The following is a 21,380-nucleotide window of genomic DNA, read 5'->3' on the forward strand; positions in this document are numbered from 1 at the left end:
GGATCCCCTGGAGCTGTCGGGCCGGGGAGCGCAGCGGCGCCGCGAGGGACGTCGGACGGCTCCGACGCCGGGTGGTCGTCGGGAGGGGGCAACGAGGACATGGCTGGCAACGAGGACCGTGCCGAGACGTGGACGTCGGAGCTCCGTGAGCAGCAGGCCGCGCTCGGTAACGACCTCGGCCCGGCCGACCCGGCCGCGTACACGATGCGCAAGCCGATCCCCGAACCCATGCCGACCGACCGGCACGGCCCGGCCCGCATCATCGCGATGGCCAACCAGAAGGGCGGCGTCGGCAAGACCACCACGACGATCAACCTGGGCGCCGCACTCGCCGAGTACGGCCGCCGGGTGCTGCTGGTCGACTTCGACCCGCAGGGCGCGCTGTCGGTGGGGCTGGGCGTCAACCCGCACAACCTCGACCTGTCGGTCTACAACCTGCTCATGCAGGACGACGTCACGGCCGAGGACGTCCTCATCAAGACCGACGTGGCCGGGCTGCACCTGCTGCCGGCCAACATCGACCTCTCCGCCGCCGAGATCCAGCTGGTCAACGAGGTCGCGCGGGAGATGGCCCTGGCGCGGGTGCTCCGGTCGGTCCGCAAGGAGTACGACTTCATCCTCATCGACTGCCAGCCGTCGCTCGGCCTGCTGGCGATCAACGCGCTGACCGTCGCGCACGGCGTGCTCATCCCGCTGGAGTGCGAGTTCTTCAGCCTGCGCGGTGTGGCGCTGTTGCTGGACACCATCGACAAGGTGCGTGAGCGGCTCAACTTCGACCTGGAGCTCGAGGGCATCCTCGCCACCATGTACGACAGCCGCACCACCCACTGCCGTCAGGTGCTCCAGCGGGTGGTGGAGGCGTTCGGCGACAAGGTCTACCAGACGGTCATCACCAAGACGGTCAAGTTCCCCGAGTCGACCGTCGCGGGTGCCCCCATCACCACGCTCGACCCCGCCTCGTCCGGCGCGCGCAACTACCGCCAGCTGGCCCGCGAGGTGATTGCGGCGCAGGCGGAGCGGTAGCCGGAACGCCGGGTGTCCGGGTCGTGGACTACGGTTTGCCGGTGACCGCACCGCCCCTCGACCCGCTCGCGCCGCACAGCGCCGCCGAGCCCGCGGCGGCCGCCGAGCTGGCCGCCGAGGTCGAGGGTGTCGTACCCGCCGACGAGGCCACCGTCGAGGAGGCGAGTGGCTTCACCGTCCGGCTCGCGAACTTCACCGGCCCGTTCGACCTGCTGCTCCAGCTGATCGGCAAGCACAAGCTGGACGTCACCGAGGTGGCCCTGCACCGGGTCACCGACGAGTTCATCGCCTACATCCGTGCCATGGGCGACCAGTGGGACCTGGACGAGGCGAGCGAGTTCCTGCTGATCGCCGCCACGCTGCTCGACCTGAAGGCGGCCCGGCTGCTACCCGCCGCCGAGGTCGAGGACGAGGACGACCTGGCCCTGCTGGAGGCGCGGGACCTGCTCTTCGCCCGGCTGTTGCAGTACAAGGCGTTCAAGGAGGCCGCCGCGCACCTCGCCGAGCGGGAGGCGATCGGCGGCCGGCGGTACCCGCGGGCGGTCGCCCTGGAGCCCCGCTACGCCGAGGCGCTGCCCGACCTGGTGCTCGGCATCGGCCCGGAGCGGCTGCGGACGCTCGCCGTCCGCGCGTTGACCCCGAAGCCGGTGCCCGAGGTGTCGATCGCCCACGTGCACATGGTCCGGGTGAGCGTCCGGGAACACGCGGCGATCATCACCGAGCGGCTGCGCCGGGCCGGCACCGCCAGCTTCTCGACGCTCTGCGCCGACTGCGAGGCCACCCTGGAGGTGGTGGCCCGCTTCCTGGCCCTGCTGGAGCTCTACCGGGAGGGGCTGGTGGCGTTCGTCCAGGAGCAGGCCCTGGAGGAGCTGACCGTCCGCTGGACCGGCCCTGCCGAGGGTGGGCCGGACCTCCAGATCGACGAGTACGCCGGCAGCCCGGCCGAGCCGGCCGCGGACCGGGCGACAGCGCCGGCCTCGGCGTCGGTCGGGGACGCGCCCGCGGTCGGGGACGCGCCCGCCGGGGACACGGGGACGAGCGAGGAGTGACCGCGATGAGCGACGAGGAACGCCGGGACTCCCTGGCCGACCAGGCCGCCGCCTGGATCCCACCGTGGGAGCGCCCGGCCCCGCCCACCCCGCGGACCCCCGACGAGGCCGCAGCCACCACGACGGGGGACCGCTCCGGCGACGCGTCCCCGGAGGCGCCGGAGGCCACCGGCACGTCCGACGAGCCGGAGGCCACCGGGGTCTCCGTCGAGCCGGAGGTCACCGGGGTCTCCGTCGAGCCGGAGGCCACCGGGGCCTCCGTCGAGCCGGAGGTCACCGGGGTCTCCGACGAGCCGGCTCCGGCCGCCGGGACGGCCGAGGCGCGCCCGGAAGAGCCGGCGCTGGACGCCCGCGGCGGGGAGCCGGAGACCGGGCCGGGGGAGCCGGTCCCGGACGCCGGAGCGGGGGCGCCCGCGGATCCCGGGTCCGCCGTCGACGCCCGACCGGCAGCCGGCGTGCCGGAGCAGCCGGCCGCGGGCGTACCGAAAAAGCAGTCGGCGGCCCGACGGCGGGCGAGCGTCGCCCCCGAGCCGGCGCCGCAGCTCGACGACGCGGAGCTGCGCGGGGCCCTGGAGGCGATCCTGCTCGTCGTGGACGAGCCGGTGAGCGAGGCGATCCTGGCCGAGGTGCTGGAGCAGCCGGCCGAGCGGATCGGGGCGATGCTGCGCGAGATCGCGGCCGGCTACACGGCGGGCGGCCACGGCTTCGAGCTGCGACGGGCGGCTGGCGGCTGGCGGCTGTACACCCGCCCGGAATACGCGACCTACGTCGAGCGGTTCGTGCTGGAGGGTCAGACGGTCCGGCTGACCCAGGCCGCGCTGGAGACCCTCGCGGTGATCGCCTACAAGCAGCCGGTGACCCGGTCGCGGATCTCCGCCATCCGGGGTGTCAACTGCGACGGGGTGATCCGTACGCTGGTGTCCCGGGGCCTGGTCGAGGAGTGCGGCACCGAAGCGGACAGCGGTGCCTTCCTCTACCGGACCACCACGATGTTCCTGGAGAAGCTGGGGTTGAACTCGGTGGACGACCTGCCGCCCCTGGCCCCCTTCCTCCCCGACGACGTAGAAGAGCTAACCGATGCGACGCGATAACCGTGCCCCGAAGCCCGACGCCCCCGTCTACGAGGGCGCCGAGCGCCTGCAGAAGGTGCTCGCCGCCGCGGGGGTGGGTTCGCGGCGTGCCTGCGAGGACCTGATCTTCCGGCGCCGGGTCACCGTCAACGGCCGCGTGGCCCAGCTCGGCGACAAGGCGGACCCGGCGCACGACGTCATCCACGTCGACGGCGAGCGGCTCCAGGCCGACGTCCGCCTGGTCTACGTGGCGATGAACAAGCCGCGCGGGGTGGTCACCACCATGGCCGACGAGAAGGGCCGCACCGAACTCGCCGACTTCATCGGCGCGCGGCTGGAGCAGCGGGTCTACCACGTCGGGCGGCTCGACGCCGACAGCGAGGGGCTGCTCCTGCTCACCAACGACGGCAACCTCGCTCACAAGCTCATGCACCCGTCGTACGAGGTGCTCAAGACCTACCTCGCCGAGGTGGCCGGGCCGATCCCGCGCAACCTGGGCAAGCGGCTGACGGCCGGCGTCGAGCTGGAGGACGGGCCGGTGCAGGTCGACTCCTTCAGAGTGGTGGGCACCCTGGGCAAAACCGCCCAGGTGGAGCTGACCCTGCACGAGGGGCGCAAGCACATCGTCCGGCGCCTGATGGCCGAGGTGGGACACCCGGTGTCCCGGCTGATCCGCACCTCGATCGGCCCGATCAAGCTCGGCGACCTGCGCACCGGGCGGCTGCGCCGACTGACCAACGCCGAGGTCGCCGCGCTGTTCAAGGCGGTGGGTGACTGACCCCGCCGCACGGGGTACGGCTGCCGGTAGGCTCCGTGGCGGCCGGGTGACGGCCGCGCGGTGGCGCGGGTCGCGCCCGGCGGCGTCCCGCGCGCTCCGGTCGGGAACGGCGGGCATCATGGGATCGGGACATCCGCTCGCGGCGCCGAACAGCGGCGATCCGTGAGGTACGGGCTGAGGAGGACGACGGTGGAGGAAAACGTGCGGGCCGGGCGATGCGTGGTCGCTGTGGACGGGCCGTCCGGTTCGGGAAAGTCCACCGTCTCCCGGCGGCTCGCCGCCGGTATCGGTGCCCGGTACCTGGACACCGGTGCGATGTACCGGGCGATCACCTGGGCGGTGCTGCGCTCCGGCGTCGACCTCACCGACGCCGAGGCCGTGGCGAAGGTCGCCGGTGAGGTGGACCTGCGCATCGGCACCGACCCCCAGGGGTACGGCGTGACCGCCGACGGTGTGAGCGTCGACAAGGAGATCCGCGGGCCCGAGGTGACCGCGTCGGTCTCCGCCGTGGCCGCCGTGCCGGCCGTGCGGGCGCTGCTGGTCGCCCGGCAGCAGGAGATGATCGCCAACGCGGGCCGGATCGTCATCGAGGGCCGGGACATCGGCGCCGTCGTGGCGCCCGACGCCGACCTGAAGGTGTACCTGACCGCCTCCGAGGAGGCCCGCGCCGCGCGGCGCAGCGCCGAGGACGCCACCGACGCGGTGGCCACCGCGGCCGACCTGGCCCGCCGGGACCGGCTCGACTCGACCCGCAAGACGTCGCCGCTGCAGCAGGCCCCGGACGCGGTCGTGCTGGACACCACCGCACTCGGCATCGACGAGGTCGTTCAGCGGCTGCGTGACCTGCTCAGCGAGCGGGGAGTGGCATGAGCGAGCGTAGCGAGCGAATCATCTGGCACGGTGCGGTCGAGCCTCGTGCCGGCGCCGACCGAAGGGAGGCGACGGCATGAGCGAGAGTGCTGGTTGGGTGGAGCTGCGGGAGCCGGACCTCGACGTCGAGGAGCCGAGCGGCCCGCAGCCGGTGGTGGCCGTGGTCGGCCGGCCCAACGTGGGAAAGTCGACGCTGGTCAACCGGATCATCGGCCGCCGGCAGGCGGTCGTGGAGGACGTGCCCGGGGTGACCCGGGACCGCGTTCCGTACGACGCCCAGTGGGCCGGGCGGGCGTTCACCGTGGTGGACACCGGCGGCTGGGAGCCGGACGCGCGCGACCGGGCGGCGGCGATCGCCGCGCAGGCCGAGGCCGCGGTGGCGACGGCCGACGTGGTGCTGTTCGTGGTCGACGCGATGGTCGGTTCGACCGATGTGGACGAGGCCGCCGTGAAGATGCTGCGGCGCAGCGCCAAGCCGGTGATCCTGGTGGCCAACAAGGCCGACAACGCCGCGATCGAGATGGAGGCGACCTCCCTCTGGTCGCTGGGTCTGGGCGAGCCGCACGCGGTGTCCGCGTTGCACGGCCGCGGGTCGGGCGAACTGCTCGACGCGATCATGGACGCGCTGCCGGAAGCGCCGCCCATCGTGGAGCACCGGCCGCGTGGGCCGCGCCGGGTGGCGCTGGTCGGCCGGCCGAACGTGGGCAAGTCCAGCCTGCTCAACCGGTTCTCCGGGGAGGAGCGGGCGGTCGTCGACTCGGTCGCCGGCACCACCGTCGACCCCGTGGACAGCCTGGTGCAGATCGGCGGCGAGACCTGGCACCTCGTCGACACCGCGGGCCTGCGCAAGCGGGTCGGCAAGGCCAGCGGCACCGAGTACTACGCGAGCCTGCGTACCGCCTCGGCGATCGAGGCGGCCGAGGTGGCGGTGGTGCTGCTCGACGCGAGCGAGCCGATCAGCGAGCAGGACCAGCGGATCCTCTCCATGGTCACCGACGCGGGCCGGGCGCTGGTGATCGCGTTCAACAAGTGGGACCTGGTCGACGCCGACCGGCGCTACTACCTGGACAAGGAGATCGACCGGGAGCTGCGCCGGATCCCATGGGCCATCCGCCTCAACCTGTCGGCGGCGACCGGCCGGGCCGTGGACAAGCTCGCCCCGGCGCTGCGCAAGGCCTTGGCGAGCTGGGAGACCCGGATCCCGACGGCCCGGCTCAACCAGTGGCTCACCGCGCTGGTGCAGGCCACGCCGCACCCGGTGCGCGGTGGTCGGGCGCCGCGGGTGCTCTTCGCGACCCAGGCCGGGGTGGCGCCGCCGCGTTTCGTGCTCTTCACCACGGGCCCGATCGACGCCGGCTACCAGCGGTTCGTCGAGCGCAAGCTGCGCGAGGAGTTCGGCTTCGAGGGCAGCCCAATCGAGATCTCGGTACGCCCCCGCAAGAAGGTGGGCCCGGGCGGCCGGGGCAAGGCGCACGGCTGAGGGCCGGCAGGCCGGGCGGCCTTGGGCCTCGCGCCTTGCCCACCCTCCTAGGATGCTTTAGGCGGGGTGCCGGCGGTCACGCGGCCTGACTGACACGAGTTCGCCGAAGTGGCGGTGTCCGGACGCCTCGGACACCGCTACTTCAGCGAAATGGAGTGGATCTCCGCCGCCTCGCGGCTGCGGGCGACGGGACTCGGCGGCCAGCGGGATGTTGCGGGTGGGGCCTGTGCGGACCGGCGCGCGAACCTGCGCTAAGCTGTACCGGCTGCCGCAGGGGAGACCTCGCGGGAGCATCGGGACGTGGCGCAGTTTGGTAGCGCACTTGACTGGGGGTCAAGGGGTCGTCGGTTCAAATCCGGCCGTCCCGACGCAGGTCAAAGGCCATCTGGAATCTTCCAGGTGGCCTTTTCTGATCTTGTATAGCAGGGAAGTACAGCAACGGCTCATTGATCGAGGCTCTCGCCGAGCTTCCGCAGGGCTTCCCGGGTGGCCTTGGACGAGACCTGGCTGTAGATCTCCACCGTGATCGAGAAGTCAGCGTGTCTGAGGATCGCCATCGCGATCCGGGGATGCACGTCCAGGTCGACCAGGAGCGAACAGCAGGTGCGTCGGGCGTCGTGGACGGTGATCTTCGGGACGCCGGCGCGGGTGATGCGGCTGTCGTAGGACCGGTTGACGTTCCGCGGCTCGACGGGAAGGCCGTAGCGGGTCGTGAAGATCATGCCGGTGTCGTGCCAGGCCTCGCCGTCCCTCTCCCTGGCCGCCTCCTGTTGCCGGTAGCGGTGCCGTAGCGCGGTGACGCAGATGGCCGGCAATGGTAGGGGAGCGTCGGACTCCTCGGTCTTGGTGGACCGGTGCAGCAGCCGGCCCGCGTACCCGCTGGAGTTGCTTTCGATGACCAGGCTGATGTCGTGGTTATCGCGGCAGTGCTCACAGAAATCCTCGCCGTGTGGGGTGCAGGGCTTGTCCCAGCCGTCCCACTCGATGTGGTCCCAGTTGAGACCGAGGACTTCTCCCTTGCGCAGGCCGAGCACGAGGACCAGGACTAGGCGGCGTACAGGTAGTCGTCGTCAGCGCGGGACGACTCGAGGCGCGCGGTCAGCGACAGAAGAGCATGTCTGCATCCATCAGTAGAGCCACCGGTCGAGCACTGCGGGCCAGAAGTGGGTTGTATGGTCGCCGTCCCCGAACGCGGGCGGGTCAAGGGCCGTGATCCGCTCCAACAGGTCGGCAAGCTCCGCGAGTGCTTGCTCTTCGGCCTGTTCGTCTTCGTCCCAGCGGTCGATGACGGTTGAGCTGGTCAGCCAGCTACCAACCAGGTGCAGCGAACACAGCCAGTGGATGATTGTTGAGTTGACGAACCAGGTGCTGCCGTCCGACAACCATGCCTGCACCTCACCGGTCCCCGGCGCGGCACCGTACCCCCAGTCCAGGTCGTCGGCGCTCGCCAACCGGTACATCGTCGGCTCCGCGTGGAATGACACCGCACTCACGAGGTCATCGATCAGCGGTACGCCACAGGAAACCAGCGCGGCCTTCTGCGGCTCGGGAAGCCGCCACGTCGCCACGTCTGGCTCGGTAGCACGCACTACCCGCCCAGTACCAGCCCAGGCCGTGACCGCTTCGGATGCGGGAGGCAACGGAAGATCATCATCGGGCACGCCAATGAGGGTAGTCCGGGCAAGATTCCAAGCACCCAGGGGTCGTGTAGCGGCCAGGCATCCGATCTTCGGCAGAAGTGGATGCGCCAAGCCTCTCGGCCGCTTCGCGGCAGTGGGTAGCAAACGAGTCTGCTCGATGCTCATGCCGCTGTCGGACAGCAGGGATACGAAGCTGTGCCGCAGCTCGCGGGGAGTTCGGTCGCGCGGGTCGAGGCCCGCTTTGGCGACGACGGGGCGGAAGGTCCGCCGCACGTTGTGCCGGTCGAGGGCCGTGCCGGTAGCGGAGGGGAAGACGAGGTGGTCGGCGGCGCGGCCGGCCCTGGCGCTCGCGATGGGTGGTGAGCGCGGTGTCGCGCCGGGCCGGCAGGGCCAGGGTGCGACGCGACTTCTTGGTCTTGGCGTACCCGTCGGCGTGAACCGAGCGCCAGACCTGGATGGACGGTGGCGCGGGTGGGTCGTTGCCCGGCTTGCCGGTGAGGTCGACGTGTGCCCAGGTAAGGGCGCGCAGTTCTTCGGTGCGCGCGCCGGTCAGCAGAGAGACCACGATGAAGGCGTGCAACGAGCTGTCTTCGGCAGCGTGCAGGAGCGTCAGGGCCTGATCGAAGGTCAGTGACTTGGACGGCCGCCCGGTGCGGCCGGACGGGACTGCGCAGAGTGCTACGACGTTGCGCTTGACCTTGTCCCGGGACACTGTAGGAGCAGGCGTCGGACGCTGTTGCCTCTGGTAGGTGCGCCGCGGGTCTCTTGGTTCCGCTACAACTCACCTGCGTCGAACCGTCGCCCGGCCTCTTTGCCGTGCCCGTCTCGTCAGGTGAGGAGCGGTTAGCTTCTAGGTCGTGAAGACGACGGGTTGGCTGCGGGCGTTGCTGGATCGGGGTACGAGGGATCGTCGCGAGGAGGCCGCTGACGCCAAGCCCTTCGCACCGGAGTGCATGTCGCTGCTCGAGTTGGCCCGGTTGCTGGCTGGTCGAAGGTACAGCGAGAGAGTTGCCAGTGCGTATGTCGAGGTAGTGACGTTCGCGTCGGCTGACGAGATCGTGGCGATGCTGGACGTGATGCTGGAGGAGGACTGGATGGGTCTTCCGGTCTGGGCGCGAAACCTCGCGTTCCGGCTGGCCTGCCTCCAACGGCCGGAGGATGTCGAGTTGTTGCGTGTGGCGGCTTGCGACCTCCATGCCTTCGGTCCTGACTGGGACGCCATAGCTGCGGAACTTCACCGTCGAGCAGACCGATTGGAGGCCGGGCAGGACGTGAGCCTTCCCTGACTCTTCTGCTCCTGAGCGGTTGCCCCTGGCTGTCGACAGCAACGGCGACGGCACCAGGGCCAGACGGGGATGGGTGCGGGCGGACAGCCGCGGATTGCCGCCCCGAGGTCAGAGAGAGACGCGGACCGGCCCGGACGGAGCGTCCAGACCTTACAAACGAGGGATCGAGTCGCCTGGAGGCGTCGGACTGATCGTCATCGGCCCGTGGCCGGACCGAGGTCGTGGGGTTACCCGAGGCCGCGACTGTCGGAGGATGGCCCTTCAATCGCTCGTGAGGTCACAGCGGGTCGTCGCTGCGCTGGCCGCCGCCCTTCTCGTACTAGCCGGTCTGACCTCTTGCTCGCCGGTAAGGAAGGGAATCACCGGCCTGACCGTGGACGTTGACGGCACACCGCTCGCGGCGGTGGCCTGGTGCGCGGAGCGGCCACCGGACGTCGTGGCGCTCTTGACCGAACCGGGCGCGGTCTCGCCGGCCTCATCCGGCATCGCAACGCCGTCCCCGATCTGGACTTCCGCGCTGCTGGTGCACCGAAGCTATGCCGTGCCACGCGAGGCGACCTCGCCCACCACGGTGCCCTTGGTTGACTTCCCGCGCCAGTCGGCCACCGACCCGGACGCCGCCTTCCGGATGTACGCAGCCGCTGAAGACAACAGCTTCACCTCAGTCCCGGTGTACTTCCGGCTCGGTGAGCTGGCCGTCCTCAAACCCGGATCGGTCATCATTACCGCGTGGAACAACGGCGACCAGGTCCAGCAGAGCATCACTCTCGAGGAGCTCGCGCGCCGCGTCCATGACTTGGGCGAATGTGCGCCGTGAGAGCCGGCCAACGAGCGGGCAGCGCAGGGCAGGATCCGGCCATACGATGCGCCGGTGATCCAGCAGACGAAGCGCCGCCCGCCGCGTCCGGTGATGGCGGCGCTGGCGGTCCTGATCGTGGGCTACGCCACCGTCATCGCTTATGGCCCGTGGACCGACGCCGCGAGCATCGTCGCCAGCCTGATCGCCACAGCCATCGCCGTAGGGTTGATCTATGGCCTGTGGCGGGGTAGCCCGCTGGCCCAGGGCATCGTCGTCCTGGCGATGGTCGGCAACCTGATATTCGGCTGCCTTGAGCACGCCAGGGTCGGCTGGTTGCGGGCAGCCAACATGGCGGCAGCCCTGGTCATCGCCCTATTGCTGCTGGTGCCTCAGTCGTCACGGCAATGGTTTGCTGCCCCTTCTGCGGACTCCGCCCCAGACCCCGTCCCTGCCAGCGACAAGGTGATTGACACCGAAGCGCTGTGGGAGGAAACGGACGCCAGCGAGCGTCGGTAGTCGCGCCTCCTCTACGACCAGCCGCGTTTTCATGCGCGCCCGGCTGGCAGCGGCACCGGGTCGGGGGTGCCAAACGCGACGATTGGCCGGCATCGGATCAGCCGGCGATGGACCATCCGGCAACCTCGCAGGACGCCGTATTGCTCGATAGCCGCCAACCCATACGCGCTGCACGTTGGCACGAACCTGCACCGCGCCGCCGTGCGCGACGAGATGTGCTGCCGATACCCCTTGACCAGCCCGATAGCCAGCCGGGTAGGGACGCTCGCAGACGGCGACCATTCCGCCGAGGGGGCTGGCCATTACCCCCCACACCGCACGGACGATTACCTCCGGCAACGATAACCAGGCAGCCAAGTCAGCCCTGCCGTCGGTGCAGGCGTAGCAGCACGCGCCACATGGTGGCTCCGCAACCGGCATGTCCCACCTCCGTGCCTCAACGACCATAGGTGATCATGCAGAACGGAGCGCGTCAAGGCTGTTCGGCTGAGCCTGGCGATACTGCCGCCGGGCACCTGAGGCTTGAGGTCTCCTCGATGAGTTACCAACTGAGTGACGACGGGCGCATGCGGCGGCGGACGTCGACGGACCCTAGTGGACTGAGGCGCTCAACCGGCCGGGAGCGCGGCTCAGCGCCGATGGCCCGGGCCCGGTGCGGGGACGACATAGCCCAGGCCGTGGCAGGTCGGCTCACCGAGACGGTGGCGCGCGGCCGAGTGACCTCGGCTGCTCCCGCGGACAGCGCGCCGTCGGCGGATCCGGCCGTACCGACGGCGCGAGCCTCGCGACAGCCGTCAGGCGGGGCTCCGGTCCGCGGACGGGTCCCGATCCCGTCCGCCCTGCTCACTCGACCGGGCGTCAGCCGCTTTGTCCTCGTGGTCGGTGGGCGGTGGGGTGTAGCCGAGTTCGTACGAGATCTCGTTGGCGGTCTCCATGAGGAGCGGAAGGTTGCTCTTCAACTGGTCGAGGCTCGCGATGACCTCGATCGCCGTGATCGAGGCGGCGGCTATGACGCGACCCCGTGAGTCCCGGATCGGTGCCGCCACGCACATGACGTATGCGTCGTGCTCGCCATTGTCGGTGGCCCAGCCTTGCTCGCGGATGTGGACGAGTTCGGCTTCGAGGGACTCGCGGTTGGCGAACGTGGTGTCGGTGAACCGTTCGAAGACGACGTGGGACAGCAGCCGGTCGCGTTCCTCGGGAGGCAGGTACGCCAGGATGATCTTGCCGACGGCGCTCGCGTAGATCGATACCGCTCGCCCCACCCGCGACGGCAGCTTGACGGCGTCGAACGCCGGGCTGTCGACCTTGTCGATGTAGACGATCTCATCGCCGGTCAGCTGCGCCAGGTGCACGGTGTGGCCGGTCTCGCGTTGCAGCGCACGCAGGTGTGCGGCGGCGAACTGGCGTAGGTCCATCGAGCCGAGCGCGAGTTCCGACAGTTCGATGAGCCCGCTGCCGAGCACGTAGGTCCCGGCGCCTGTCCGGCGTACGAATCGTGCCGATTCGAGCGTCTGCAGGATCCGCAGCGCGGTGGACTTGTGGACGCCCAGCACGTCCGCTGCCTCGGTGAGGGACAGCGGGTGCTCCGCGGATCGACGGATGAGGTCGATCGCGCGGCGAATCGATTGGGACAAGGCGATGTCTCCCCTCATGCGGCGGCTTCCGCCGTCGCTGGCATTGCATCATGTGCAATCGTAGTGCGTTCCACGTGCAACCGCCACTTGACACCGTTGCGTATGACGCTACGATCGTTGCAAATTTTCATCTGGACGACTCTGACCTGTTACAGGGGAGTAACGATGAGCAAGAAGCCCTCCCGCCTTGGCGTCGTCGGGGCGGCATGCGCCCTCGGCCTGGTCGCCACGCTCCTGACCGGCTGCGGCTCCGACAGTGGCTCCGGTGACGGCGTCACCAAACTGACCTTCGCCGCCTCGACATTCGGCGACCCGGGCCGAGGCCCCAAACTGACCGCGTGGCTCGATGAGTTCAACAAGAGCCAGGACAAGGTGCAGGTCTCGGCCGCCGCGGTGCCGTACCCGACCTTCGGTCAGACGGTGCTCACTCAGATGGGCAGCGGCAAGGGGCCGGACCTGGTCCGGTTCGACATGCCCGAGTTCGAGTCCGCCGCGGACGCCGGCCTCATCGCGCCGCTGGACAAGCTGATCGATGTCAGCAAGTACGAACTCATCAAGCAGCCCGACCAGTTCATGGTCCACGACGGCACCCGGCACGGGATCATCTTCGAAGCGTCCAACTACGCGATGTTCTACAACGCGGACCTGATCCCGACTCCGCCGACCACCTACGAGCAGTTCGCCTCCACGGCGAAGTCGCTGACCAAGGGCGACGTCTACGGCCTGGCGTTCCGGCAGACGGAGGCCGAGGAGGCCGGCGTCTGGCAGGACATCTTCAACTACGTCTACGGCTTCGGCGGCGCGTGGTCTGACGGCAAGAACCTGACGATCAACTCGCCGGAGAACCTCAAGGGACTGCAGGCGTACAAGGACCTGTACGACGCGAACGTCATCCCGCGCGGCGCGGACGCTGCCACGTTCCGGCGGATGTTCGCCGAGGGCAAGGTCGGGATGGAACTCAACAACGGGGGGTACGTGACCGCCACGCGCGGCCAGAACCCGAACTTGAAGTTCAGCGTCGCGCCCATCCCGTTCCCGGTGCGCAAGCAGGGCGCCATCCTCGCACCGATCGTGATCAACGAGGCGAGCCCGGCCAAGGAGGAGGCGGCGACCTTCATCCGCTGGGCGCTCGAGCCGCAGAACCAGGTCAAGCTGCAGGAGATCCTCGGCGCGAGCAGCGTCGCCACCACCACGGAGCGTAGCGCCGAGTCACTCAAGGAGACCCCGTTCCTGACCGTCTTCGACGAGCTCACCGAGAGCAGCCTGCCGCAGATCGTGTTGGGCTTCGAGGCCAAGACGCCGGACATCCGCAAGGTGGTCGTGCAGAACGTCATCGCGGCGCTGCAGGGCAAGGCGGACCTCAAGTCCGCGCTGGATCGCGCTCAGCAGCAGGCGACCGAACTGGTCGGCTGACAGCTCGACACGGCGACGCTGCCGGCGCGACGGTCCGTGCGCCGGCGGCGTCCTACCTCAGAAGGATCGAACCCGATGACTGTGCTCGAGCAGACCGGAGCACCGAAGACAATCCGCCGATCCGGGGGACGGCACCGACCGAGCCCGCTGGGCAGCAAGTGGACCCCGTATCTGTTCCTGGCCCCCGCCGCGCTGTTCATCCTCGTCTTCCAGGCGGTGCCCCTCGCCCAGGAGGTCTACCTCAGCTTCACGCGGACGACACTTCTCAACCCCACCCGTAGCGAGTGGGTGGGGCTCGACAACTTCAACCGGATCTTCGGCGACCCCGACTTCCACCGCACCTTGCTGATCACCTTCGTCTACGTGATCGCGTGTGTCGTCGGTGCGGTCGGCACCGGGCTGGTCGTCGCGCTCCTGCTCAACAAGGGCTTCCGGGGTCGCGGCGTGGCGCGGGCGCTCGTGACCGTTCCCTGGGCCGCCCCCGGCATCGCGGTCGCGCTCATCGCGACGTGGATGCTCAACGCGCAGTACGGGATCGTGAACCGGCTTCTCAACGCGATCGGTCTCGGCGTCCCGGGCGGTGCGATCCTGGACAGCCCGCGCTACGCGCTGCCGGCGGTGCTCGCGACGACCATCTGGCAACTGTTCCCGTTCACCTCCGTGGTGCTGCTCTCCGCGTTGCAGGCCGTTCCGCAGGACCTCCACGAGGCCGCCACGGTGGACGGCGCGGGACGGTGGGCGACCTTCCGTGCCGTCACCTGGCAGGTCATCAAGCCGACCGTGGGACTGCTGGCGCTGCTCATGACGATCTGGTCGTTGCGGCGGTTCGAGCTCATCTGGCTCATGACCAAGGGTGGGCCGGTCGGCGCCACCGAGACGCTCGTCATCGATCTCTACTCGCAGGCCTTCGACTCGAAGGAACTCGGTTCGGCGGCGGCCATCGGGATGGTCGGCGTCGTCATCTCGCTCATCGTCATCACCGGCAGCCGGCTGGTCGCCCGTGCCGTGGAGAAGGAGGACGTCCGATGAGGCGGTTCCGTCTCGGTCTCACCGCGCGGATCGTCGCCGTGCTCGTCGTGCTGGGCGTCGCCGTCTTTCCCCTGTACTGGATGCTCGTCACGGCGTTGTCGAGCAACGGCGACCTGTTCGCGGAGCGGCCCCGGCTCACCCCGGACATCGGCCGGTTCGGGGTGTTCGTCGAGGCGCTGGCCGAGGGCAAGGCGGCCGGTTGGCTGCTCAACAGCCTGGTCATCGCCGTGGGCACCATGGTGCTCTCCGTCGGTCTGGGTATCCCGCTCGGTTACGCCCTCTCTCGGTTCTCGTTCCGGGGCAAGGCCGTGCTGACCGTCGTGCTGCTGTTCACGCAGATGCTCCCCGAGGCGCTGATGGTCGTACCGCTGTTCGCGCTGTTTCGCCGCTTCGACCTGCTCGACTCGCTGACCGGGCTCGTGCTCGTGAACTCGGCCTTCGTCCTGCCGATCGTCGCGCTGATCCTCAAGGGCGCGATCGACGGCATCCCCAGAGAACTGGAGGAGGCGGGGCGTGCCGACGGGGCACGGCCGTTCACCGTTCTGACTCGTATCAACCTGCCGCTGATCGCCCCGTCGATCGCGGCGACGGCGGTCATCGCCTTCTTCCACGCGTGGAACGAGTACGTGTTCGCGGTCACGTTCATCTTCGATCCCGAGCTGCAGCCGGCCTCCGTCGGCATCGCGAACTTCATCGGCGAGCTGGGCACGCCGATCCAGACGGTGATGGCCGTCGCCTTCCTGTTCACGCTGCCGGCCGTGGCCTTCTACCTGTTGGCACAGAAGTACGTCGTCTCCGGCATGACCGCCGGTGCCGTGAAGGGTTGACCCGAAGAATGAAGATCGTCTCCGTCGAGACACTGGTCGTCGACTTCTACCGCACGAACCTCGTCATCGTGCGCGTCCACACCGACGAGGGAATCGTCGGGCTCGGTGAGGCCACTCTGGAGGGCAAGGAGCGCGCCGTCCAGGGGGCGATCGCCGAGGTCGCCGAAGCGGTCGAGGGCCTGGACCCGACCCGGATCTCAAAGATTCTCTACGAACTCGCGCGGGACTGGTACTGGCGTGGCGGACCGGTCATCATGACCGCGCTGAGCGCGCTGGAGATGGCGCTGTGGGACATCTCGGCCCGGGATCTCGGCGTTCCGGTCTCGCGGCTGCTCGGCGGTGCGACCCGCGACCGCGTGCGGGCGTACGCGAACGGCTGGTTCTCCGGGGCCGTCACGCCGGAGGACTACGCGGCCGCCGCGCGCAAGACGGTGGAGACGGGCTTCCGCGGCCTCAAGTGGGACCCGTTCGAAAACTACGACCTCACCATCACGACCCAGCAGCTTGACCGGGTGCTCGCCCAGGTGGACGCCGTCCGTGGCGCGGTGGGTCGCGACGTCGAGCTGTTCATCGAGGGGCACGGGCGGTTCGACGTCCGCCACGCGATCAAGATCGCCAAGGAGATCGCACAGTTCGACCCGGTGTGGTTCGAGGAGCCCTGCCCGCCGGACAACCTCGACGCGCTGGTCGACGTCCGTCGTGCGTCGCCCGTCCCCATCGCGGCGGGAGAGCGGTGGTTCGGGCGGCAGGGCTTCGCGCCGGCGCTCGCACGCCAGGCGGTCGACTTCGTCCAGCCGGATGTGACCCACGCCGGAGGGATCGCGGAACTCGTCTTCATCTCGACGCTCGCGGCCACGAACTATGTGGGATTCGCGCCGCACAACCCGAGTGGTCCGCTGAGCACGGCCGCGACGCTCCAGCTCGGGGCGACGCTGCCCAACTTCCGGTACCTCGAGATCATGGCGACCGACGTGCCGTGGCGTCCGGAAATCACCAACGAACGGCTGGTCCTGACAGACGACGGCGACGTGCTCATCCCGTCCGGCGTCGGGCTGGGCATCGAGGTGGACCTCGCGGCGATCGAGCGCCACCCGTTCACACCGCACCCGATGCGCATGTTCCAGGACGCCGTCTACGACATCCGTCCCCGCGACGAGCGGTCCTTCTTCAACCTGGAGAGCGGTTCATGACGGTGCCACCTCCACGGGCGGTGGACGGCGGGCCGCGCTGGTTCGGGACCGCCGCCGAGGCGCTTCCCGACGACGCCGAGCACAGCGTGCTCATCGGCCGGATCTGGGACCCGTCCGTCGACGGACCGTCACCCGTGGTCGTCCGGGACGGCGAGGTAATCGACCTCAGCCGTCACTTCCCGACCGTACGGGACATCTGTGAGCTGCCCGACCCTGCCGCCGCGGTGGCCGGGATCGACGGGCCGCGGGTGGGTCGCTTCGGGGAGATCCTGGCCAACACGGGTGCCGAGACCCGCGACTGGAATCGTCCCTGGTTGCTCGCCCCGGTCGACCTGCAGGCGCTCAAGGCCGCCGGCGTGACCTTCCCCGTGTCGATGATCGAGCGCGTCATCGAGGAACGGGCCCGGGGAGATCTCTCGCTCGCGGCGGACATCCGTAGCCGGATGCTCGCCGACATCGGTGCTGACCTGCACAGCCTCGCTCCCGGATCGGCGGAGGCGGAGCGACTCAAGAATCTGCTCGTCGCCGAGGGTGTCTGGAGCCAGTACCTGGAGGTGGGGATCGGACCGGACGCCGAGATCTTCACCAAGGGGCAGATCCTCTCCGCCGTCGGCACCGCCGTCCCGGTCGGTGTGCTCGCCGCGTCGACCTGGAACAACCCCGAACCCGAGGTCGCGCTCATCGTCCAGTCCAGCGGCCGGATCGTCGGCGCCACACTCGGCAACGACGTGAACCTGCGGGATGTCGAGGGGCGCTCGGCGCTCCTGCTTCCCCGTGCCAAGGACAACAACGCCTCGTGTGCGTTGGGTCCCCTGATCCGGCTCTTCGACGAGCGGTTCGGCCTGGAGCGGGTGCGTGAGCTCGAGGTGTGCCTGCAGGTCCGCGGAGTGGACGGCTTCCAGCTGGAGGCGATCTCGGAGATGACCCGGATGTCGCGGCACCCGGAGGCGCTGGTGCGGCAGCTGATCGGCCCGCACCACCACTATCCCGACGGGGCCGTCCTGATGCTCGGGACCATGTTCGCGCCCATTCAGGACCGGGACCACCCCGGTGAGGGGTTCACCCACAAGGTCGACGACGTGGTGCGGATCAGCTGCCCGGCGCTCGGCACCCTGGTCAACCGGGTGCGGCACGCGGAGGAGTGCGAGCCCTGGCAGTTCGGCGTCCGCGATCTCATGGGCAACCTGGTCAGGAGGGGACTGTTGTGAACGTGGTCACCACGGTCGATCCGCGCGACGGCCGGATTCGCTCGACCAATCTCGCGGAGACGGACGAGTCGCGGCTGGCGGCGATCGCCACCGCGGCTTCCCGGGCGGCGCAGTGGCTGGCCGGCCTGGGCAGACTCGGCAGAGCCCGGATGCTGGACGCCATCGCCGAGTCACTGGAGTTCCGACGCGTGGACCTGGTCGCGGCCGCGGCGGCGGAGACGGGACTGAGCCACGCGCGACTCGACCAGGAGCTCACCCGGGCCGCGGTCCAGTTCCGGATGTTCGGGGACGTGCTGCGCGATGGCGGCTACCTCGAGGCGGCCATCGATCACGCCGCCGACACACCGCTCGGGCGCGGCCCGGACCTGCGGAGGATGCTCGTCCCCCTCGGGCCGGTCGCGGTCTTCGGGGCCAGCAACTTTCCGTTCGCCTTCTCGGTCGCCGGCGGCGACACCGCCTCTGCTCTCGCCGCCGGCTCTCCGGTGATCGTGAAGGCCCATCCCTCCCATCCGCTGACGTCGCACACCTCCGGCGAGGCGATCGCGTCGGCCATCCGCGCCGCGGGTGGACCCGACGGTGTGATCGCCCTCGTGTACGGGGAAGCGGCCGGTCTCTGGCTGGTACGCCACCCCGCGGTCCGCGCGGCCGCCCTGACGGGATCCGTCGGCGCCGCGCGGGCCATCCAGGCGGCGATCGACGAACGACCCGATCCCATCCCTCTCTATGCCGAACTGAGCAGCGTGAACCCGATCGTGATCATGCCCGCGGCGGCTGCCGATCGGGCAGACCAGATCGCCGACGGTTTGTTCGCGTCCTTCACCGGGTCCGGGGGCCAGCTGTGCACGAAGCCAGGGCTGGCGTTCGTTCCGTCGGATCCGGGCGGCGACCGCCTCGTCGACGGCTTGCGGGCGAGAGTGGGCTCCGCAGGTGGCTCGGTCCTCTTGAACGAGCGCATCCGGGACGCGTTCGAGATTCGTGCCGCGGCGTTCGAGCGCGCCGGCGCTCGCGTGTCGGCGCGGCCGCGGGTGCAGCCCTGTGCGGGATTCACGGTCCCGCCGACGCTCCTGGAGGTCGGGCTGCCGGAGCTCACCGGCGAGATCACCGACGAGTGCTTCGGCCCGCTCATGGTCGTCGTCCGGTACCGCGAGGCCGCCGAGCTCGACGCCGCGCTCGCAACCGTGCCGCCGTCGCTGACCGGTTCCATCCACAGCGGATCGACCGACGATGTCGTCGTGGTGCGCAGGCTGGTCGACGCGCTGTCCGCCCGGTCGGGCCGCATCGTCTTCGACGGATATCCCACCGGGGTCCGCGTCTCGTGGGCCCAGCACCACGGTGGGCCCTGGCCGTCGACCAATTCGCTGCACACGTCGGTGGGTGCCACGTCGATCCGCCGATTCCTTCGCCCGCTGGCGTGGCAGGACGCTCCGGAATGGATTCTGCCGGAGGAACTGCGAGACGAGTTCACGGCCATCCCTCGGCGAGTCGATGGGAGGTTGGAGCCAGGGGTGGAAATCTCGCGGCCGTAGCGCCGCTGGTCACATGTGATCCGTAGTCGTGGCGATTCGTTATCGCTTTGGGAGCTGACCCCAGACAGATTCCTGCGCCAGAAACTGCTGGCGCCGCTCAATCCTGCCAAAAACTGTTTCGACTGCGATTATTCAAATATATCTGCAGCCGCGCCTTGACCCTCATAGAAATTCATGGTTCCATTTTCGACAGGGAGCGATGTTAACGCTCACAATGCGACAGCATCGCTCATTGCTGGTATCCGTTCACCTCACCATCGAATGGTCGGTCGGACCGCTCGATTCGGTCTGACCACGTGCCGAAGAGGGAGCAGGAACATGCCTGTTGCAATTCCCCGTCCCCAGCTGATGCCGGCGCCGAGGCGGCGGCTGATGCTCGCACTGCTGGCTGCCGCCACCGTTGCGGTCGGAGCGACCGCGACCCCGGCGGCCTCGGCCGCTCCGCCCGCGCCTCTGGGCCCGACCGTCATCCGCACCGACCAGCCGCCGACGGGGTACTCGGTCACCTTCCGGTACCGGGCACCCGAGGACGTCCAGCAGGTCCACATCTACGGCGACTGGTTCTACTCGCGGCCCGAGAACATCCCGTGCCAGGACTGCGGCGACGCCCGGCCGCCCGCCCAGTGGCAGCCCGGCGACGTCGCGGCGACGCCGTGGCACATCCAGGCCATGCAGAAGGGCTCCGACGGTGTGTGGACGTTCACCACACCGCTGCCCGCGGGCACCTTCCGCTACGCGTTCACCCACGACTGCACCAACGAGCTCGCCACCGGCTGCACTCTGCACGACGATCCGGCGAACCCCTGGCAGATCCAGCCGCAGTACCCGGGCGCCCCCGGCGCGGTCCGCAGCACGATCTACGTACCGACCAGCAACAAGTTCCCGACGTACGACACCGGCTACCAGGCGCCGGTCGCCAAGCTCGGCACGCTCGAGTCCCGGCGGTACCCCTCGCCGCTGTCGACCAACCCGCCGGGCGTGCACGACATCGTCGTCTACCTGCCGCACGGCTACGACCCCGACCGGGCCAAGCCGTACCCGACCCTGTACCTGAGCCACGGCAGCGGTGACCACTCGACCGCCTGGACCATGCAGGGCGTGGCGCACCTCATCCTGGAGAACGCGATCAGGGATCGGGCCGTGGAGCCCATGGTGATCGTGTCCACGGACTTCAACGGCCTGCCGGGCGGCAACGAGGGCTACGTCAACGAGCTGCGGAACAACATCTTCCCGTTCGTCGAACAGAACTACCACGTCTCGACCCGGCCGGAGGACCGCGCCTTCGGCGGCTTCTCCGCCGGTGGCAGCCGGGCGTACACCATCATGTACAACCACACCGATCTGTTCGGCTACCACGCCGCCTGGAGCGCGGGCGGACCGAACGCCACCCAGGCGCAGATCGACCGCATGAAGGCGGTCGCCGGCGGCATCATGATCGGCACCGGGCTCCAGGACCGCCTGGGCAACATCGCCGAGAACTCGCAACGCAACGCCGCCGCTCTGCGTGCGTCCGGCGTCGACCTCGACGAGTACAACGTGCCCGGCGTGCACACCTGGCACGTCTGGCGTCCGCTGCTGAACCACTACCTGCGTGCCCTGGCGTTCCGCGCCACCACCACCGGTCTCGGCGTGGAGACCGCGCCGGCGGGCACCTCGCACAACAGCAAGGTCATCGCGACCGCGACGGTAGGCTCGGTCAGCACCAGCATGTCCGCTCCGTCCGGCACGGTTGACTTCTACGCCGGCGACACGCACCTCGGGTCCGCCCCGTTGCACGACGGGGTCGCCCGGCTGAAGACGACCGTCCACGGCGAACTCGTCGGCCCGGTCGTCGCCCACTACCGTGGCGACAATCTGTTCAACGGTTCGCAGAGCCCGGCTGTCGACGCCCAGTGAGACCTGAGTCGACGCCGCCTCGCTAGGTGCGGAGGCGCCGGCCGCCCACTCCCGGTGACACTCCGGGAGCGGGCGGCCGGGGCGGCTCCACCTCGACAGTTGTCGCTGGTGAAGTCAGGCTCGCTCGTTCGTAGCGGTCAAGA

The 21,380-nt window shown here is 69.6% G+C and carries 19 protein-coding genes, 1 tRNA gene and 2 pseudogenes; 17 read left to right on the forward strand and 5 right to left on the reverse strand.

What is annotated here, in order from left to right; all coding sequences use genetic code 11:
• Window positions 1-99 precede the first annotated feature (99 nt).
• The 7 genes from D7193_RS32265 (at window position 100) to D7193_RS32295 (ending at window position 6,638) form a co-directional block, all read left to right on the forward strand.
• Entirely contained in the window at window positions 100-1,023 is a 924-nt protein-coding gene (locus D7193_RS32265; protein ID WP_120783465.1) for a ParA family protein, read from the forward strand.
• Between the two features lie 35 nt (window positions 1,024-1,058).
• Window positions 1,059-2,072, forward strand: coding sequence for a segregation and condensation protein A (locus tag D7193_RS32270; RefSeq protein WP_377456383.1), 1,014 nt, complete (start codon window positions 1,059-1,061; stop codon window positions 2,070-2,072).
• A 341-nt stretch (window positions 2,073-2,413) separates the two neighbouring features.
• On the forward strand, window positions 2,414-3,163 hold the full coding sequence (gene scpB, locus D7193_RS32275; protein WP_120783513.1) for an SMC-Scp complex subunit ScpB: 750 nt from the start codon (window positions 2,414-2,416) through the stop codon (window positions 3,161-3,163).
• Window positions 3,150-3,920 carry a pseudouridine synthase gene (locus D7193_RS32280; protein ID WP_120783466.1) on the forward strand — a complete coding sequence of 257 codons (771 nt, stop codon included), beginning with the start codon at window positions 3,150-3,152 and terminating at the stop codon, window positions 3,918-3,920. The genes scpB and D7193_RS32280 overlap by 14 nt, the downstream gene beginning before the upstream one ends.
• A 189-nt stretch (window positions 3,921-4,109) precedes the next feature.
• Window positions 4,110-4,790, forward strand: coding sequence for a (d)CMP kinase (gene cmk, locus D7193_RS32285; RefSeq protein WP_120783467.1), 681 nt, complete (start codon window positions 4,110-4,112; stop codon window positions 4,788-4,790).
• Between the two features lie 76 nt (window positions 4,791-4,866).
• Window positions 4,867-6,270: a ribosome biogenesis GTPase Der gene (der, locus tag D7193_RS32290; protein WP_120783468.1), complete on the forward strand. Its 1,404-nt coding sequence runs from the start codon at window positions 4,867-4,869 to the stop codon at window positions 6,268-6,270.
• 294 nt (window positions 6,271-6,564) lie between these two features.
• A tRNA-Pro gene (locus D7193_RS32295) sits at window positions 6,565-6,638 on the forward strand.
• 75 nt (window positions 6,639-6,713) lie between these two features.
• On the opposite strand, the pseudogene D7193_RS32300 reads toward D7193_RS32295, so the two are convergent.
• The 3 genes and pseudogenes from D7193_RS32300 to D7193_RS34480 form a co-directional block, all read right to left on the reverse strand.
• Window positions 6,714-7,360 (reverse strand): annotated as a pseudogene (locus D7193_RS32300) (tyrosine-type recombinase/integrase); the annotation flags it as partial.
• A 37-nt stretch (window positions 7,361-7,397) separates the two neighbouring features.
• The gene (locus D7193_RS33610; RefSeq protein WP_277749937.1) at window positions 7,398-8,075 is read right to left on the reverse strand and encodes an SUKH-4 family immunity protein; all 678 of its coding nucleotides are present in this window, start codon (window positions 8,073-8,075) and stop codon (window positions 7,398-7,400) included.
• Window positions 8,061-8,622, reverse strand: a pseudogene (locus D7193_RS34480) (site-specific integrase); the annotation flags it as partial. The gene D7193_RS33610 and the pseudogene D7193_RS34480, both read right to left, overlap by 15 nt.
• 145 nt (window positions 8,623-8,767) lie before the next feature.
• On the opposite strand from D7193_RS34480, the gene D7193_RS34485 reads away from it, so the two are divergent.
• From D7193_RS34485 to D7193_RS32325, 3 genes are all read left to right on the forward strand, one after another.
• Window positions 8,768-9,196: a hypothetical protein gene (locus D7193_RS34485; RefSeq protein WP_241563714.1), complete on the forward strand. Its 429-nt coding sequence runs from the start codon at window positions 8,768-8,770 to the stop codon at window positions 9,194-9,196.
• 253 nt (window positions 9,197-9,449) lie between these two features.
• Complete coding sequence (locus tag D7193_RS32315) at window positions 9,450-10,013, forward strand: hypothetical protein (protein ID WP_120783469.1); 564 nt, start codon at window positions 9,450-9,452, stop codon at window positions 10,011-10,013.
• A gap of 54 nt (window positions 10,014-10,067) precedes the next feature.
• On the forward strand, window positions 10,068-10,511 hold the full coding sequence (locus D7193_RS32325; protein ID WP_158674896.1) for a hypothetical protein: 444 nt from the start codon (window positions 10,068-10,070) through the stop codon (window positions 10,509-10,511).
• A 29-nt stretch (window positions 10,512-10,540) separates the two neighbouring features.
• On the opposite strand, the gene yidD is transcribed toward D7193_RS32325, so the two are convergent.
• The gene (gene yidD / locus D7193_RS32330; protein ID WP_120783471.1) at window positions 10,541-10,762 is read right to left on the reverse strand and encodes a membrane protein insertion efficiency factor YidD; all 222 of its coding nucleotides are present in this window, start codon (window positions 10,760-10,762) and stop codon (window positions 10,541-10,543) included.
• Window positions 10,763-11,305: 543 nt separating this feature from the next.
• Window positions 11,306-12,148 carry an IclR family transcriptional regulator gene (locus tag D7193_RS32335; RefSeq protein ID WP_158674897.1) on the reverse strand — a complete coding sequence of 281 codons (843 nt, stop codon included), beginning with the start codon at window positions 12,146-12,148 and terminating at the stop codon, window positions 11,306-11,308.
• 165 nt (window positions 12,149-12,313) lie between these two features.
• Between D7193_RS32335 and D7193_RS32340 the strand changes: the two genes are divergently transcribed.
• The 7 genes from D7193_RS32340 (at window position 12,314) to D7193_RS32370 (ending at window position 21,237) form a co-directional block, all read left to right on the forward strand.
• On the forward strand, window positions 12,314-13,561 hold the full coding sequence (locus D7193_RS32340; protein WP_158674898.1) for an ABC transporter substrate-binding protein: 1,248 nt from the start codon (window positions 12,314-12,316) through the stop codon (window positions 13,559-13,561).
• A gap of 75 nt (window positions 13,562-13,636) precedes the next feature.
• The gene (locus tag D7193_RS32345; RefSeq protein WP_120783474.1) at window positions 13,637-14,590 is read left to right on the forward strand and encodes a carbohydrate ABC transporter permease; all 954 of its coding nucleotides are present in this window, start codon (window positions 13,637-13,639) and stop codon (window positions 14,588-14,590) included.
• A complete protein-coding gene (locus tag D7193_RS32350; protein ID WP_120783475.1) occupies window positions 14,587-15,417 on the forward strand; it encodes a carbohydrate ABC transporter permease in 831 nt (276 codons plus the stop codon). Before D7193_RS32345 ends, D7193_RS32350 begins: the two co-directional genes overlap by 4 nt.
• Window positions 15,418-15,425: 8 nt before the next feature.
• Window positions 15,426-16,607: a mandelate racemase/muconate lactonizing enzyme family protein gene (locus D7193_RS32355; protein WP_120783476.1), complete on the forward strand. Its 1,182-nt coding sequence runs from the start codon at window positions 15,426-15,428 to the stop codon at window positions 16,605-16,607.
• A complete protein-coding gene (locus tag D7193_RS32360; RefSeq protein WP_120783477.1) occupies window positions 16,604-17,815 on the forward strand; it encodes a fumarylacetoacetate hydrolase family protein in 1,212 nt (403 codons plus the stop codon). Before D7193_RS32355 ends, D7193_RS32360 begins: the two co-directional genes overlap by 4 nt.
• Window positions 17,812-19,341: an aldehyde dehydrogenase family protein gene (locus tag D7193_RS32365; RefSeq protein WP_120783478.1), complete on the forward strand. Its 1,530-nt coding sequence runs from the start codon at window positions 17,812-17,814 to the stop codon at window positions 19,339-19,341. Before D7193_RS32360 ends, D7193_RS32365 begins: the two co-directional genes overlap by 4 nt.
• A 318-nt stretch (window positions 19,342-19,659) precedes the next feature.
• Complete coding sequence (locus D7193_RS32370) at window positions 19,660-21,237, forward strand: alpha/beta hydrolase-fold protein (RefSeq protein WP_147434486.1); 1,578 nt, start codon at window positions 19,660-19,662, stop codon at window positions 21,235-21,237.
• The last annotated feature ends 143 nt before the right edge of the window (window positions 21,238-21,380 follow it).

The sequence above is a fragment of the Micromonospora costi genome (assembly GCF_003626655.1).
In the GTDB taxonomy this organism is placed as follows: Bacteria; Actinomycetota; Actinomycetes; order Mycobacteriales; family Micromonosporaceae; genus Micromonospora; species Micromonospora costi.